Below are 15,886 nucleotides of genomic sequence, written 5' to 3'. Positions count from 1 at the left end.
TTTTAATTTCCAACACCCCTTTAAGATACATCAAACTTTCTTTCCAATTAAATGGCCCGTTTAATGAATTGATGCTCTATTTATACCACTTTCCGTTGCTTGGAGTGCAGGCGCCGACTCCCGGAGGATCAGCGTGCGCCTTGAGACCCCGCAGGGAGCGCTTTTTGCGACCGAGGAGGCTCAAGTCACGCCCTCGGGAAAGCGTGCGCCGGAACGGAAAGCAACTGTTCGTATACTACTTTTTGGCCCGTCTGCTGAGTTAATCTTTGGTCAATCTCTTCATCACACAGGGGCCCATAAAGTCAAACGCCTGTGCGGCAAATTGTCGTGAATGTTAAAACATTCACGATTGTTTGCTGCACAGGCACCTGTCACTCAGGCATCCCTTACTTCGAAATTTCAGATACATAATCGGCGAGCAGTCGTGCGCCGTAGCCGGTTGCGGTTTTCGGGTAATAGCCGGAAGCCGACGTTTTCTGCATGGCACCGGCCATGTCGACGTGGAGCCAGCGTGTGTCTTTTGAAACGAAGCGGCGCAGGAACAAAGCCGCTGTGATCGAGCCGGCAAAGCTGAGCGAGCTGATATTGTTGAAGTCCGCATAGTCGCTGCTGAGTGTTGCGTCGTATGCTTCGACGAGCGGCATCGGCCAGACAGCGTCACCGTTTTCAGCACCGATCCGTTTCAGCGTGTGCGCCAGTTCGTCATCGCCGAAGACACCTGCGATGTCCGAGCCGAGTGCGTTTTCGATCGATCCTGTCAGGGTCGCGATGTCGACGACGTAGTCCGCGTTCAGTTCGCCTGCACGGATCAATGCATCCGCCAAGATCAGCCGGCCTTCCGCATCCGTGTTGCCGACTTGGACGGTGTGACCGTTTTTGTAGCGGATGACTTCTCCCGGCAGGACAGCGGTATTATCGATTGTGTTCTCGACCATCGGGATGAGCGCTATGACGTTGACGTCCGCTCCGGAGTCGACGAGGAGTTTCATGGCTCCGGCAACCGCCGCCGAACCGCCCATGTCCATGCGCATATCGCTCAAGTCTTTCCCGCTCTTCAAGCTGATGCCGCCCGTGTCGAATGTGACGCCTTTGCCGACAAGCGCGATGAGCGGCTTTTCGGAATTGCTGCTGTACGTCATTTCGACGAATGACGGCGCATAGCGGCTGCCGCGGGCGACGGTGAGGACGCCGTTCATCTTCATCTCTTCCAGTTTCGCTTTGTCATGGACGGTGATCGATGTGTCCGTTCCGTCAAATGCTTCTCTCAGGCGCTCCGGGTATGTCTCCGGGTTAAGGACGTCGGACAGTTCGTTCATGAGGTCGCGAGAGAACGACATCGCTTCCGCGCGCAGTTCGCCGGTCTTTGTGTCCTGTTCCGCGGACCCTTCGATGGTCAGTTTCGTGCAGAACGGTTCTGCGTCCGATTTGTATGTGAGGAACTGATACGCTCCCAAGTACCAGCCTTCCGTGAAGGCGACTGCCGCTTCCTCCCCCGAGATTCCCGAGAACTGCCGGCCAAGGGATTTTGCCGATACCTCTGCACTTTCGACTTTCGCGCAGCTCAGTGTCCGGGCCGCTTCTCCCGCGATTGAGCGGACGGTTTCCAGGCATCCTTCCTTGCCTTCTTTGACGTTGAGGACCATCCATTGCTGTCCGTCTGCAAAAACCATGCTGCCCGTACCAGCCGGAATCTGCTGTGCAAACGCAGTCAGATCCCCGTTTTGTTCGATCATTTCATCTGTAGCAAAGAGCACTTTCACTTGTGTCATTCCCATTCTCCCCATTCTGTCTGGATTGCTATGTCAGGATTATTCTTCCGTTCCCAGTGTAACACGTGAACACTGATGATTCGAATAATTGAAGATGCTATTTTGCTTGACCCCTTCCTTTGATCACTCAAATTCTCGAAACAAAAAAACCATCCCTTTGACAGGAATGGCTCAGCTGTTGACGGAGTTCATCGTATTCCCTTTTTGGACGTTCTCGAAATTCGCAGCGCCTGTCCGCTTCTTGATCTCCTCTTCCGTCAGCGGCGGGGTGATCTTGCTCTCCTCGACAGGTGTCTCTTCCAAGTAGTGCGTATTCTCCAGTTCGCGTGCGCGTGCGTCGACTTTGCGGCCGTACCGCTCCGCTTCCTCTACAGTCATCTGGCTGTTCTCCGGTGATTCCATCGCGTACCCTCTCCTTTCTATTCCGAGTTACTTCAGTAATTCATTATTCCCTCATCCGGATCAATGAAAACATTCGCGGGATGATGAATTTTCGCCGCTTGCTGTGGTACGCTGAACAGGAGGTGATCCCATGAAACTTTTAGTCGATGCTGACGGCTGTCCGGTCGTCGATTTGACGATCCGGGCTGCGAAACAGCACGGACTCCCCTGTCTGCTCATTTGCGACACCGCACACGAGATGCAGCGGGACGGGGCGGAAACACTTGTCGTCTCGAAAGGTGCGGATGCGGTCGACTTTGTACTCGTCAACCGGATCGCGCCGGGCGATATTGTCGTGACACAGGACTACGGACTTGCGGCGATGGCGCTCGCGAAACGCGGGCGGCCGATCGATCAGAACGGCAGATGGTATACGGACGACAATATCGACCAGCTGCTGTTCGCGCGCCATACCGCCCAAAAGGTGCGGCAGGCGGGCGGACGGCTGAAAGGCCCGAAGAAACGGTCGCCTGAACAAAACGAAGCGTTCCGCAGCAGCCTTTTGAACCTCATTGCCGCTCAGACTGAATGAATACACTTGTCATACCGGCCTGTCCGTCTGCATAGACTGGATGCGTTACGGGGCGATCTGCACGACGCAGATGTCCGCGTCCGTCTCCGCGTACAGGCTGTGCTTTTCAAGCGGTGCCATGTGAAGGATCGTTTCATTATCGACCAGGACGGTCTCGCCCTCCACGGTGAAACGGACGGTGCCGCTCCGGACGATGATGAGGACTTCCATGTCGGCGTCGTGTTCTGCAACTTCTTCGCCTTTCCGGAGCTGGATATTGAGTATCTTTCCATTGGAGCCGCTCCAGACGGCATCGACGGATTTCGGTTTTTGCCCGAGCTGGTTCGGCGTCTTCAGTATATTCATCGGTCAGTTCCTCCTTCTGCCGCCGGCTGTGCAGATCGCGGAGCTGAGCATGCACACCGGCGTTCCAGTTTCTTTCTGCCAGTGTACCTCATTTTATCGCAATCTTCTCATTATCTGCTCGCCTGCGTTTCGGATAGCCGGAAATAGGAAATTAGATAGGTAACGACTATAGGAGGTTCTGCTATGCCCCAGATCTTATCGGTCAGCACCGAGCTGCCACCGAATCTTATCAAACAAGACGAAGCCGTCGAACTGTCCCGCTCCATCTTCAGCGGCCGTTTCAAGGATATCGAACGGTTGTTGACCGTGTTCCAGAACGGTGACATCGAGCAGCGCAACGTATGTATGCCGCTCGATTGGTATGGAAAGGACCATGATTTCGAAGAACGGAACGAGCTGTACATATCCCATGCTGTCGAGTTCGGGACGAAAGCGGTCAGGAGCTGCCTCACCTCTTCTTTCCTCGACCGTCCCGTGAAAGCTGATGAAATCGATGCGATCATCTTCGTGTCGAGCACGGGAATTGCGACGCCGAGCATCGAAGCGCGCATCATGAACAAGCTTCCGTTCCGCGATGATGTCAAGCGCATCCCGCTATGGGGGCTCGGCTGTGCAGGCGGCGCGTCCGGACTCAGCCGCGCCTTCGAGTTCACGAAAGCCTATCCGGAAGCGAATGTCCTCGTGCTGGCTGTTGAACTGTGCAGCCTGACATTCCAGAAGGATGATTATTCGAAAAGCAATCTCGTCGGCGTATCGCTGTTTTCGGACGGCATCGCCTGTGCGCTCATCGCGGGTGATGACTCATCCCTGAAAACGGAACGAATCCGCCCGTCGATCCTCGGTACGACGTCGAAACTTATGCCGGACTCGGAAGATGTCATGGGGTGGAATGTGAAGAACAGCGGATTGTATGTCGTCTTCTCAAAAAGCATCCCGGCGATCATCACCGAGTGGCTCGGTCCGTTCGTCCATCAGTTTCTCGCGGAATACGGCCTAAGCGATCGGGACATCACCCGTTTCGTCGCCCATCCCGGCGGCAAGAAAGTGCTGCAGGCGTACGAGGACGCCCTGCACTTCGACAGTTCCATGACGGAGATCTCACGGAACGTCCTGCGCATGAACGGCAACATGTCGTCACCGACTGTGCTGTATGTATTGATGGAATTCATGGAAGCGGAACCGCAGGCGGGAGAATACGGAATACTGGCAGCGCTCGGTCCCGGTTTTTCAGGCGAGCTGCAGCTATTGAAATGGGAATGAGGTGAACGGCATGCTGTTCTGGATCCTGTTCATCGTCGTCATTTGCCAGCGGCTCGCTGAGCTGGTCGTCGCGAAGCGCAATGAAACCCGTATGAAAGCGCAGGGTGCCTATGAAGTCGGTGCCCGCCATTACCCGGCTATCGTCCTGTTGCATACGGCGTTCTTCGTGTCGCTGCTGCTGGAAGTGCTGATCCGCAAACCCGCTCTGTCGCCTGTTTGGGGTGTCCTTCTTGCTATTTTCCTATTAACACAGGTGCTCCGTGTCTGGTGTCTCGCATCCCTCGGCAAGTTCTGGAATACGAAGATCATCATCCTGCCGGGAGCGGACGTCGTCATGAAAGGGCCATACCGGTTCATCCGCCATCCGAATTATGTCATCGTCGCAACCGAAATTCTTGTCCTTCCGATGATCTTCGGTGCGTACTTCACTGCCATCGCCTTCACCCTGCTGAACGCCTGGATGATGTCCGTCCGGATTCCGCAGGAGGAGAAGGCGCTGAAGGAAGCGACCAACTATAACGAAAAGTTTTCCCTAGGTAAGTGAAACAGCCGCCCGGTACGCATACCGGGCGGCTGTTTCCTATTCCTGTTCATTTTTCCGTATAGGTCAGTGTTTTGCCCGACAGGCTGAACAGCACAGTAAGGAGCGGCGAGAACAGGCAGAAGAACGCGAAACCGAAATAGTCGGCAACCGGGACACCGAGCACCCCGGCGATGAAGATCCCGCAGACGCTCCACGGGACGAGCGGGTTGACGACCGTCCCTGCGTCTTCCATGACCCGGCTCAAGTTCTTGCTCGCGAGTCCGAGTTTCTTGAACTGGCCCTGGAACGCCTGCCCTGTCAGCAGGATCGACAAGTACTGCTCGCCGATCAGGACGTTGATGCTGATTGCAGTCAGCGCCGACGCACCGATCACGGAACCCGCCGAGCGCAAGGATTGTTCCACTTGTGCGAGCAGTGTCTGGACGATGCCGAGCTTGAACAGCAGGCCGCCCATCGTCAGCGCGAGGATGACGAGAGTGATCGTGAAGAACATGCTGCTGATGCCGCCCCGCGTCAGCAGGCTGTCCACCGCCTCCACCCCGGTTTCCGATTTGAACCCGTCAAACAAGATGGCGAAGACTTTGGCCGCGCTGTACGGCTTGAGCAGGCAGCCGATGAGGACTGCGGAAGCGGTGCTCGCGGCAAGTGTCAGCAGTGCCGGCACTTTCATCAGCGTCAGGGCGACGAGCAGGGCGAGCGGGAGGAAGGAGACCCAGTGGACGAGCCCGGTTTCCATAAGCGCCTCGCGGAACGACTGGATCGTATCCAGTTTTGCGTCCCCGGCAGCTGGCGAAAGGATCGCGAAGATGATGAATGACAGGCCGAATGCCGGAACCGTCGTCCACATCATATTGCGGATGTGCGCGAACAGGTCGACGCCGACGATGGAAGATGCGAGGTTCGTCGTATCAGACAGCGGGGACATCTTGTCTCCGAAGAACGCTCCCGACACGATGGCGCCTGCTGTGATGGCAGGTTCAAGACCGAGCACGCCGGACATGCTGAGCAGCGCTACACCGACTGTTGCAACAGTCGTCAGCGAGCTGCCGATGGAGATTCCAATGATTGCGGTAACAGTGAAGGTGATCGCGTAGAAGTACGATGGCGTGATGAGGAGGAACCCGGCGTTGATAAGGCTCGGGATCGTTCCGCTCATCATCCAGCTGCTGATGAGCATGCCGATGAAGAAGAACAGGAAAACAGCACCCATACCGGCGCCTGATCCTTCCGTCATGCCTTCCTGCAGCGTATTCCAGGTAACTTTCTTCAGCAGGCCGTAGCCGATCAGCAGCAGGATGGCAGCTAATATCGGCAGATGCGGGACGGCTTCGAAGCCGATGATGCTGACGCTGATCAACAGGACGATCAGGACGGTCAGTGAAACGGCTTCTGCAAGTGATGGTTTGACAGCAGGTTGAATATGGAACATGGCGGTGGCCTCCTTGGCGATTACAAAAAAACTCCATTCGTTCCCGTTCACAGGGACGAAGGAGTTCTCCGCGGTACCACCCAGATTGACAGGCATTGAATGCCCGTCCGCTTCGTTAGGTTTCAAAGAGGATTGCGGATGACGTACTTCAGGACCCGCGCGCCTGGACTCCCACCGACCGTCCAGTCTCTGTGTGCTGCGCAACGCGGCTCCCTACTGCATCATCCCTTTGAAGGGTTTCTATTCAGGAATAAATGTTATTGAAATCTTACCACGGTCTTACTGTTTGTCAAGCAGGTTTTTTTCATCTGCCCGATTTGCGGTAAGTGCTGCCGGCAGGATACGTCCCACTGTCGAACCCGCGGTCCGTGACATAATCGTCAAGCGTCCATATGCCGATCCCTTTCTTCTTCGCGACCGCCTGCCTTTTCTCGTAGTCATCGAGATGGCGCGTATTCGGCGGATAGACATACGCAACCCGTGCGAGCCCTTCCTCCAGCAGCTTCTCCTGAACGCTCTCCCCGTCTATATAAATATAGGCGAGCAGCCGGTCGTTTTTGTCGTATCGCGGGCCGACATCGAACTCGATTTCAAGCTTGCCGCTGTTCAGTAGTTCCTGATTGCGCTGCTTCGCCTGTTCGCCGAATGGCTGTTTTCCGAGCCGGGGATGGTTCGTCTCGGGAGTGTCGATGAGCAGGTAGCGCACGTTCGTTTCCTTGCCTTCGTAAAGTATTTTGATCGTATCACCGTCGATCGTTTTCACGAGTTCGACAGGGATCAGTCCGTCCCTTGTCGGTTCCGTGTCCTCTTCGTCCAGATAATAATATATAACTGTCAGAAGGATGGCGATGATGAGTGCGGATACGCCGCCCTTCGTTTTCTTCCGTTGCTTCCGGTTCTGTGCCATGTGGGCTTTCCGCTCCTTATGTCGATCTCTGGTGTGTGTGAAGTTTCCGTATTGAGCGGCCTCAGCCGAATAGTCCGCCTGCCGAATTGCCGATCCAGACGAACAGCAGCCCTGCGGCAGCGGATCCCGCCAAATAGAGGGCAGCTTTCAGCCAGGCGGTTCCGCGTGCCATGCTAAGCACTTCTTTCATCCAAGTGGAGAAGGTCGTCAGTGATCCGGCGAGTCCGGATACGAGGAAGCAGATTGCAGCTGCCGGCAGGCCGAGAGCGAAGACGAAACCGATGAGGAAACAGCCGGCAAGGTTTGCAAAAAGTGTCCCGAGCGGAAACTGATCTCCGCCATTCAGTCTGCGGGACAGCCCATAACGGATCAGTGCGCCGAGGAATCCCCCGGCGGCCACTGCCGCGACGTCGATGACCGTCATGCCGACACTCTCCTTCCGCCAAGCAGGAAGCCGAGCGCGCCGGCCGCCAGTCCGCCCGCCACACTCGTGATCATGTAGACGGCCGCCAGAGGCCAATCGGTTTCGAACAGATGAAATGCTTCTGCACTGAATGTGGAAAACGTCGTAAACGAACCGAGAAAACCTACGGTCACAGCGTCGTACGCCGTGTCGTCCGCGATGATCCACTGGCGCGCGCGCTCAGCGAGGAAGCAGAGGATGAACGCACCCGCCACATTCGCCGCGAGCGTGCCGGCAGGGAATCCCCCTTCAGCAGGCAGCCATAAGCCGAGCAGGGTCCGTGCCAATGCACCGAGTGACCCGGCGGCACCGATTGCGATCAGTTTCTTCATAGGTCCGCCGTCTCCAGCATACGTTTTTCGAGAACAGGCTGCAGCGCGAGTTTCTTCGTGGCCGACGCGAACCGGATTTCAATCGATTCCTCCCCCACTTCAACAATCTGCCCTTTCCCGAAGACCCGGTGTTTCACGAGCGCTCCAGCCGTCAGAAGCCCTCGCTCACCGATGCCGTCCGGATTGACAGCGACCGATTTCGGGGCCTGCGTGCTGTAGACGGTCTTTGTCCTGTCCGTCTTCTTTCCGTCCGCCTCCTGCCGCTTCGGCAGCAGGATGCCGCGGACTTCATCCACAAACTTCGAGTCTTCTTTCGGTTTGCCTTCCTGCTCGGCGAACGAGCACAGTTCGAGCCGCTCTTTCGCCCGGGTCATGCCGACGTAGAACAGGCGCCGGGCCTCTTCGAGCGCATGACGATCGGTCAGGTCCTCTTCGGACGGGATGACCCCTTTCACGAGGTCAACCATGAACACCCGGCGGAATTCCAGCCCTTTGGAGCTGTGGAAGGTCGACAGGGTCACCGCCGGCCCGCCCGTCTGCTTTTTCGCCTCCTGCACCGCCTGCTCCAATGCTTTCAGCTGTTCAGCGAACTCGATCATCGTCCGGGTCTGCTCGGCGATCGACTCGAGTGTGTCCAGGATGTTCTTCAGGCTGTCCGCCCGGTAACCGAACTTCGCGGACATGCTCACGATGCTGTCCTCATAGCCGAGCTCGTAACGGATGATTCGGATGATCTGCGCAGGCCGTATATCCGGTATTTTGCGGTAGACCGTTTCGTAGTCCGTCAGCTTGCGGTTCTGGCTGTCCTTCAGTACGGCGGACTGCCGGAACGCTTCGAAGACGTTGCCCGGCACCGTGCTCGACTCGAATGCCGTCAATGCCGAGCGGGAGACGAACAGATTCATCTTCCCTGCGACTTTCACGAACACATCTTTCCGTTCCCAGTTGAAACTGAGGCGCATGAAATTGAGGATGTCCTCGACGACCCAATGGGAGAAGAACTGGTCATCCGCGTCTTTCATGTAAAACGGGATGCCGCGCCTGTGGAGCTCGTTGACGAACTGGGTCGACGACGCGTTATTACGGAACAGGATCGCCGTCTCACTCAGATCGGTCTCCGCCAGCAGCTCATAGATCACATACTCGAGCTGCCGTTTCGGATTGTCGAACCGGCGCAGCTGGATGCCGCCGCCTGAGCCGTTTTTTGTAAACATGTTCTTCGCCCAGCGCTTCTTGTTCCGGGTGATGAACACCGATGACAGCGAAACGATCTCTTCGGAAGACCGGTAATTCTGCTCCATGTACAGCATCTTCGCATCCGGATAGACACGTTTGAAATCGAGCAGATAATCGGGATCCGCGCCCCGCCAGGAATAGATCGACTGGTCATCGTCCGCAACGACGCACAAATTGCCGTGCATCGCAGTCAGATGTTCCACGAGCTTATGCTGGACGAGCGACGTGTCCTGGCTTTCGTCGGTCAGGACGTAGTCGTATTTCGTCTGGAACTCAGCAGCGAGATCATCGTCGAACCGCATCGCTTCTTCCGCGGTCAGCAGCAGGTCATCGAAATCGAGCAGTTTCACTTCAGTGACCGCTTCCTTCATCTGCTCGTACTGTCGTGCGATCTTCGCTGCCTGCTCGAACGGTTCGATTTTGTCTGTCCAGTCGTTCTGCGGAATCATCTTGTTCTTCATTAGGCTCAAATACGTGGACAGTGCGGTGATCTGGTCGTCGGTCGCATTCTCCTTCAGGACGCTGCGGCAGGCGGCTTTCATCATCTTCTGTTTCCGGTAACCTTCCAGCAGTTCAAAACGCCCGCCGAGTTTCGAAAGCCTTCTTTTTGAGATGGTGAAGGCCAGGCTATGTATTGTCGAAAAGTCCGCTGGCGGCAGCTCCGGGAACAGGGCAGCGAACCGTTTCTGCATATCGAGTGCGGACGCTTTGCTGAAGGTGATCGCTTTGATGCGTCTCGGGGCGACGTTCAGTTCTTCGACCAAATAGCCGATTTTCATGATGATCGTCGTCGTTTTGCCGGAACCCGGGCACGCCAGCAGCAGGAGCGGGCCGTCCGTCGTCCGGACCGCCTCCTGTTGGATCTCGTTCAGCCGGATGGAATTCTGTTCGTATTTCCGTTCAAAAAAGTCTGCCATATTCATCAGATCTCCCTGTATGATTCATACTTCCAATTTACCACAAAGCGTGCCGGAACGCTTGGACGGCAGACAGAAAAACCTTCCCGCATGATACGGAAAGGTTTGTTGGAATGATGATGCGGCTCAGAAACCGCCCGTTTCGAGACGGTCGTTCTGCAAGTCCACTTTCTTCTTGTCACTGCCGGTATAGGCCGTCGACGCCACTTCGTTCTCATGGCGCTGTTCGTCGGTATACTCGGTCCCTTCCATCGGACCGGTCTTTTTCGGATCTTTCTGCTGATCATTATCGTGGTTCTTCGCCATCTGCCACACTCTCCTTTTCACAGGTCGTTATGGTCAGTATACCCGCTCGGGAGCGATGTAATCCGGGTAAGTCGTGTCACTCAGGACTGCCGATTTCGGAGAACGGATAGAAGCGGAACTTCACCTTGCCGACGACGGAGTCTTCTGCGATGCTGCCGAAGATCCGGCTGTCCATGCTGTTCGTCCGGTTGTCCCCCATGACGAACAGCTGGCCTTCCGGCACCGTCACTTCAAAGTCCTGCGTCAGGTTCTGGCCTTCCGGAAGCGCGGCTTTGTTCGAATCGAGGTAATGCTCGGGATACTCTTTGCCGTTGATGGTGAGCACATCGTCTTTCATGACGACTGTATCACCCGGCATCCCAATGACCCGTTTGATGAAGTCCTCTTTTGCAGTAGGTGCATGGAAGACGATTTTATCAAAGTGGTCAAGAGACGAAATTTTGGAGATGACGACGCGGTTCTTGTCATGATACGTTGGTTCCATCGATTCGCCCGATACGATGACCGGGGTGAACAGGAACTGCCGGACGAGTATCGCGATGATGACTGCGGCGAAAAGTGATTTCCCCCATGACCAAAACTCTTTTTTAGATTCTGCTTCCATTGGTGTTCCTCCCATTTCAGTTCTCGATCACATAACCGAGAGACCGTAATCCGTTGTCGATGAATGATTTCGTATAGAGGAACACTTCTTCGCGTTCCGGTTCCTGGTATACATCATGGTACAGACCGCGCCATTCCTTGTATTGGAATTCACTGAGCGGCTGGCGTTTCAGCCACTTTTTCGTTTCCTGGATATCGGTCATCCGGTCGGAACTGCCCGTGTGGACGAGTATCGGGATATCCTGGATCGGCTTGTCGGACTGCAGGCTGTTCTTCGTGAAAGCGGTCATTTCCTTATACCAGCTGCCTGTGACGACGGACCGTGTGTCTGCTGCATGGCGCTTCTTCGGCCGTTCTTCCATATTCCTCGACAGCAGTTCATAGGAAACACCGTGATCCAGTTTCATGGAGCCGGCGATCCGCGTCAGCATCGATGAAAACTTCGGAGGCTGGTGTTTTAAAGCCAGCCATGGAGAGCTCAGAATGACACCCGCGCACTCCAGCTGCCTGGCCGCCAATCTGCGGATCATAAGCGTCGCACCGAGCCCGTGGGCTACGATGAAGACGGGCACCGCTTCCTTCAGCGCCGTCTCGATCATTTTATCAGCAAATTGCATGTAGTCTTCGAATGGTTCGTTGTGAGGAGAGCCTTTTTGTTCCGGCCCGTGGCCCGGCAGATCCCCTGTGATGACATCGTACCCTGACATCCGGAACTGCTGGATGAGCCAGGCGTATCGGTGGTGGTCTTCATATGCGTTATGGACGATGACGATGACTGCCTTCACCTGGCCGTCCGCTTCCCATTTCCACATCGCGGTTTCCTCCCTTTGCTGCCTTCTGATTCCCCACTTTTGTACATGAGCTGTCACTTTGATAAGATTAGTATACAACATTGCGTGAGCGAGGAGGGCATTTCATGATTTATCCATACCAAGCGGCGGTGCCGCAGATCGACGAGTCCGTGTTCGTTGCTGATTATGCCGTCATTACAGGTGACGTGACGATCGGAGCCGGGTCATCCGTCTGGTTCAACACGGTCATCCGCGGAGACGTCGCCCCTACCCGGATCGGCCGCAACGTCAGCATTCAGGACTTGTCCTGCCTGCACCAGAGTCCGGATACGCCGCTTATCATAGAAGATGACGTCACGATCGGACACAAGGTTACACTGCACAGCTGCACCGTGAAAAAAGGGGCGCTCGTCGGCATGGGCTCGATCGTCCTGGACGGCGCCGTCATCGGTGAAGGCGCATTTCTCGGCGCCGGCAGTCTCGTACCTCCCGGCAAAGTGATCCCGCCCGGCATGCTTGCACTCGGCTCCCCCGCAAAAGTCGTCCGCGAAGTGAACGCGGCCGACCGGGCGGACATGGAGCGGATTGTTGCGAGCTACGTCGAAAAAGGGCTTGCTTACAAGATGATCCAGGAGCAGAACGCTTCATCTGCTCAACAAAAGCAAGGCAGCGAATGATCCGCTGCCTTGCTTTTTTTCAAGTTCAGATCGATTTCACGGAAGCTGCATCCTGCTTCAGCACGTCCGCCTTGTCCGTCTTTTCCCAAGGGAGATCGACGTCCGTCCGGCCGAAATGGCCGTATGCCGCTGTCTGCTTGTAGATCGGCCGGCGAAGGTCGAGCATTTTAATGATGCCGGCCGGCCGGAGATCGAAGTGGCGGCGGACGAGTTCGACGAGCTGCTCTTCCGGCAGGCTGCCTGTACCGAACGTATCCACTGAGATCGATACCGGTTTCGCTACACCGATCGCATAGGCCAGCTGCACTTCACACCGGTCGGCAAGTCCTGCAGCGACAAGGTTCTTCGCTACGTAACGGGCTGCGTACGAAGCGGAACGGTCCACTTTCGTCGCGTCCTTGCCGGAGAACGCACCGCCGCCGTGACGCGCATAGCCGCCATACGTATCGACGATGATCTTGCGTCCGGTCAGCCCGGCATCCCCTTGAGGTCCCCCGATGACGAAGCGTCCTGACGGGTTGATGAAGTACTTGGTCTCCTCGTCGAGAAGATGACCCGGCACGACCTCGTCGATGACGTACTGCTTGACGTCATGCTGCAGCCGCTCCAGGGAGATTTCCGGATGGTGCTGTGTCGAGATGACGATCGTGTCGACACGGACCGGTTCGTTCTTTTCATTGTATTCGATCGTCACTTGCGTCTTGCCGTCAGGGCGCAAGTAGTCGAGCGTTTCGTTTTTACGGACTTTTGTCAGCTGGCGCGACAGCTTATGGGCAAGGCTGATCGGCAGCGGCATGAGTTCTTCGGTTTCGTTGCACGCATAGCCGAACATAAGGCCCTGGTCCCCTGCTCCGATCGCTTCCAGTTCTTCGTCGTCCATCTGGCCTTCACGCGCTTCGAGAGCTACGTCGACGCTCGCCGCGATGTCCGGTGATTGTTCGTCGATCGATGTGAGGACAGAAGACGTTTCATAATCGAACCCGTATTTCGCACGGGTATAGCCGATTTCCTTCACGGTTTCGCGGACCACTTTCGGAATATCGACATATGTCGTCGTCGTAATCTCACCGATCACGAGAACGAGCCCGGTTGTGATCGTTGTCTCACACGCCACCCGTGCGTTCGGATCCTCTTCCATAATTGCATCCAGGATGGCATCCGAAATCTGGTCGCACATTTTGTCCGGATGGCCTTCCGTTACCGACTCTGATGTGAACAGCCGTCGATTTGTCATCTGATTTCCTCCTTCAGCCGCAGTGTTGCCTGCAGCGGATTCGTGATACGGTACTCTCGTTTTCCCAGTTTCGTCCCGCGCCTGAAGAAAAGCGACGTTAACGGTTACAAGGATAAAGGCAGTCCATAAAATAGAAAAAGCCCCTCGCTCACGTATTGCATACATGAGGAAAGGCATAAGTTCGCAGGCACCTTTCACTCTTATCGTCCAGGGAAGTGATCCCTGCTCCAGGTTTGGCACCTTCTCACGGACAAGGACGTCCATGCAGGTTGCCGGGCATCATAGGGCCTGTCCCTCCGCCAGCTCGGGATAAGAGTATCCGTTCAACTATCTATGCTACGAAAAAAGACATGGATTGTCAAATATTTTCGTACCTTCCGCTTGAGTTTTCAATTAGTATAGTTTATTATTCTTAATGTGTTATACTAATTCAAACTATGCGCCCGATTCAGGGCAATAATGAAAAAGGACGGTATTGACCTATGATATCAGCGAAAATCGATAATGGACTTAAAGAGCTTCTTTCCGGATCTTCCGTAACCGTGCAGCCCTCGGTTGCCGTACTGGTCGAGAAAGCTGTCGCACGGGGGGAAGCGAAACTGTCAGCTGACGGCGCAGTCACCGCCCAGACCGGAAAGTATACAGGCCGTTCTCCTAAGGACCGATACATAGTGGAAGAAGCTTCATCGAAAGACAAGATCGACTGGGGTGCAGTGAACCGCCCGATTTCCGAGGAACATTTCGACTCTTTGTACCGCAAAGTGCTCGATCACCTCGGTGCGAAGGATGAGCTCTTCGTCTTCAAAGGTTTTGCCGGCGCAGACAAGTCCTCACAGCTCGCCATCCAGGTCGTGAACGAATACGCGTGGCAGAACCTGTTCGTCCACCAGCTGTTCATCCGCCCGACGGAAGAGGAACTGAAAACACACGAAGCGCAGTTCACAGTGCTTGCAGCGCCTTCGCTCAAAGCGGACCCTGCTGTCGACGGCACGGACTCCGAGACGTTCGTCATCATTTCACTTGAAAAGCGCATCGTCCTTATCGGGGGAACTGAATACGCAGGCGAGATGAAGAAATCGATCTTCTCCGTCATGAACTACCTGCTTCCTGAAAACGGCATCCTTTCGATGCACTGTTCAGCGAACGTCGGCGAAGACGGCGACGCTGCCCTGTTCTTCGGACTGTCCGGAACAGGCAAGACGACACTTTCCGCAGATGCGGACCGTAAACTCATCGGTGATGATGAGCACGGCTGGTCTGACCACGGCATCTTCAACATCGAAGGCGGCTGCTATGCGAAGTGCATCAACCTGTCCGCTGAAAAAGAACCGGAAATCTTCGGTGCGATCCGGTTCGGCACAGTTCTCGAAAACGTTGTGCTCGACAAAGATACACGCGTCCCGGACTACGATGATAACACGCTCACGGAGAATACGCGTGCTGCCTACCCGATCCAGAACATCGACAACATCGTCCTGCCATCGGTCGCAGGCCACCCGAAGACGATCATCTTCCTTACGGCGGATGCATTCGGGGTACTGCCTCCGATTTCGAAATTGACGAAAGAACAGGCGATGTACCACTTCCTGAGCGGCTTCACTTCGAAACTTGCCGGTACGGAACGCGGCGTCACTTCTCCGGAAGCGACATTCTCGACGTGCTTCGGCTCGCCATTCCTTCCGCTTCCAGCGACCGTATACGCAGATATGCTCGGCAAGAAGATCGACGAGCACAATTCCCGTGTATTCCTCGTCAACACAGGCTGGACGGGCGGTGCGTACGGCGTCGGTAAACGGATGGACCTGAAACATACGCGTACGATGGTGCGTGCAGCGCTTTCCGGTCAGCTCGATGACGTGGAAACGGAAACGTCCGCCACATTTGGCCTGCAGATCCCGACAGCGATCGAGGGTGTACCGACAGAAGTATTGAACCCGCGCAACGCCTGGAGCGATCCGGCTGCGTACGATGAGAAAGCAAACGAGCTGTCACAGCTGTTCAAAGACAACTTCAAAAAGTTCAGCCATGTGGATGAAGCGATCGTCCTCAAAGGCGGCCCGATCATCTGATGAAATGAAAAGAACCTCCCAGCCGGGAGGT

The 15,886-nt window shown here is 55.5% G+C and carries 17 protein-coding genes and 1 riboswitch; of the genes, 5 read left to right on the top strand and 12 right to left on the bottom strand.

The features are described 5' to 3' along the window. Positions 1 to 386 precede the first annotated feature (386 nt). Positions 387 to 1,769, bottom strand: a complete 1,383-nt coding sequence (locus NFU03_RS09790) for a leucyl aminopeptidase family protein (protein ID WP_251638269.1) — start codon at positions 1,767 to 1,769, stop codon at positions 387 to 389. A gap of 171 nt (positions 1,770 to 1,940) precedes the next feature. Next, a complete protein-coding gene (locus NFU03_RS09785) occupies positions 1,941 to 2,171 on the bottom strand; it encodes a hypothetical protein (protein WP_251638267.1) in 231 nt (76 codons plus the stop codon). 130 nt (positions 2,172 to 2,301) lie between these two features. On the opposite strand from NFU03_RS09785, the gene NFU03_RS09780 reads away from it, so the two are divergent. Then, entirely contained in the window at positions 2,302 to 2,742 is a 441-nt protein-coding gene (locus NFU03_RS09780; RefSeq protein WP_251638265.1) for a YaiI/YqxD family protein, read from the top strand. A 45-nt stretch (positions 2,743 to 2,787) separates the two neighbouring features. Here NFU03_RS09780 and NFU03_RS09775 read toward each other — a convergent pair whose 3' ends face one another. Continuing rightward, on the bottom strand, positions 2,788 to 3,087 hold the full coding sequence (locus NFU03_RS09775) for an AraC family ligand binding domain-containing protein (RefSeq protein WP_251638263.1): 300 nt from the start codon (positions 3,085 to 3,087) through the stop codon (positions 2,788 to 2,790). A gap of 183 nt (positions 3,088 to 3,270) precedes the next feature. On the opposite strand from NFU03_RS09775, the gene NFU03_RS09770 reads away from it, so the two are divergent. Both NFU03_RS09770 and NFU03_RS09765 read left to right on the top strand, forming a co-directional pair. After that, positions 3,271 to 4,347: a type III polyketide synthase gene (locus tag NFU03_RS09770; RefSeq protein ID WP_251638262.1), complete on the top strand. Its 1,077-nt coding sequence runs from the start codon at positions 3,271 to 3,273 to the stop codon at positions 4,345 to 4,347. 10 nt (positions 4,348 to 4,357) lie between these two features. After that, entirely contained in the window at positions 4,358 to 4,891 is a 534-nt protein-coding gene (locus NFU03_RS09765; protein ID WP_251638261.1) for an isoprenylcysteine carboxyl methyltransferase family protein, read from the top strand. A gap of 46 nt (positions 4,892 to 4,937) precedes the next feature. On the opposite strand, the gene nhaC is transcribed toward NFU03_RS09765, so the two are convergent. From nhaC to NFU03_RS09725, 8 genes are all read right to left on the bottom strand, one after another. Next, positions 4,938 to 6,320, bottom strand: coding sequence for a Na+/H+ antiporter NhaC (nhaC, locus tag NFU03_RS09760; RefSeq protein WP_251638260.1), 1,383 nt, complete (start codon positions 6,318 to 6,320; stop codon positions 4,938 to 4,940). 304 nt (positions 6,321 to 6,624) lie between these two features. Then, on the bottom strand, positions 6,625 to 7,227 hold the full coding sequence (locus tag NFU03_RS09755) for a thermonuclease family protein (RefSeq protein WP_398290143.1): 603 nt from the start codon (positions 7,225 to 7,227) through the stop codon (positions 6,625 to 6,627). A 61-nt stretch (positions 7,228 to 7,288) separates the two neighbouring features. Then, positions 7,289 to 7,651: a fluoride efflux transporter FluC gene (locus NFU03_RS09750; protein WP_251638259.1), complete on the bottom strand. Its 363-nt coding sequence runs from the start codon at positions 7,649 to 7,651 to the stop codon at positions 7,289 to 7,291. Next, positions 7,648 to 8,022 carry a fluoride efflux transporter FluC gene (locus NFU03_RS09745; protein ID WP_251638258.1) on the bottom strand — a complete coding sequence of 125 codons (375 nt, stop codon included), beginning with the start codon at positions 8,020 to 8,022 and terminating at the stop codon, positions 7,648 to 7,650. Before NFU03_RS09745 ends, NFU03_RS09750 begins: the two co-directional genes overlap by 4 nt. Next, the gene (locus NFU03_RS09740; RefSeq protein WP_251638257.1) at positions 8,019 to 10,175 is read right to left on the bottom strand and encodes an ATP-dependent helicase; all 2,157 of its coding nucleotides are present in this window, start codon (positions 10,173 to 10,175) and stop codon (positions 8,019 to 8,021) included. Before NFU03_RS09740 ends, NFU03_RS09745 begins: the two co-directional genes overlap by 4 nt. Positions 10,176 to 10,301: 126 nt before the next feature. After that, entirely contained in the window at positions 10,302 to 10,481 is a 180-nt protein-coding gene (locus tag NFU03_RS09735) for a hypothetical protein (protein WP_251638256.1), read from the bottom strand. Between the two features lie 76 nt (positions 10,482 to 10,557). Further along, positions 10,558 to 11,085 carry a signal peptidase I gene (gene lepB / locus NFU03_RS09730; protein WP_251638254.1) on the bottom strand — a complete coding sequence of 176 codons (528 nt, stop codon included), beginning with the start codon at positions 11,083 to 11,085 and terminating at the stop codon, positions 10,558 to 10,560. Positions 11,086 to 11,101: 16 nt separating this feature from the next. Continuing rightward, entirely contained in the window at positions 11,102 to 11,896 is a 795-nt protein-coding gene (locus NFU03_RS09725; protein ID WP_251638253.1) for an alpha/beta hydrolase, read from the bottom strand. A 104-nt stretch (positions 11,897 to 12,000) separates the two neighbouring features. On the opposite strand from NFU03_RS09725, the gene NFU03_RS09720 reads away from it, so the two are divergent. Then, on the top strand, positions 12,001 to 12,552 hold the full coding sequence (locus tag NFU03_RS09720; RefSeq protein WP_251638252.1) for a gamma carbonic anhydrase: 552 nt from the start codon (positions 12,001 to 12,003) through the stop codon (positions 12,550 to 12,552). A 25-nt stretch (positions 12,553 to 12,577) separates the two neighbouring features. Here the strand turns inward: NFU03_RS09720 and metK are convergent, their stop codons facing one another. Then, positions 12,578 to 13,786 carry a methionine adenosyltransferase gene (gene metK, locus NFU03_RS09715; RefSeq protein WP_251638251.1) on the bottom strand — a complete coding sequence of 403 codons (1,209 nt, stop codon included), beginning with the start codon at positions 13,784 to 13,786 and terminating at the stop codon, positions 12,578 to 12,580. A gap of 197 nt (positions 13,787 to 13,983) precedes the next feature. Further along, positions 13,984 to 14,102, bottom strand: a riboswitch (SAM riboswitch). 166 nt (positions 14,103 to 14,268) lie between these two features. Here metK and pckA point away from each other — a divergent pair. Beyond that, complete coding sequence (gene pckA / locus NFU03_RS09710) at positions 14,269 to 15,855, top strand: phosphoenolpyruvate carboxykinase (ATP) (protein WP_251638250.1); 1,587 nt, start codon at positions 14,269 to 14,271, stop codon at positions 15,853 to 15,855. Positions 15,856 to 15,886 lie beyond the last annotated feature (31 nt).

This window comes from Sporosarcina sp. NCCP-2716 (assembly GCF_023707985.1).
Classification (GTDB): Bacteria; Bacillota; Bacilli; order Bacillales_A; family Planococcaceae; genus Sporosarcina.
Note: the sequence above shows the minus strand (reverse complement) of the source record. Positions and strands in the feature narration are given on the sequence as shown.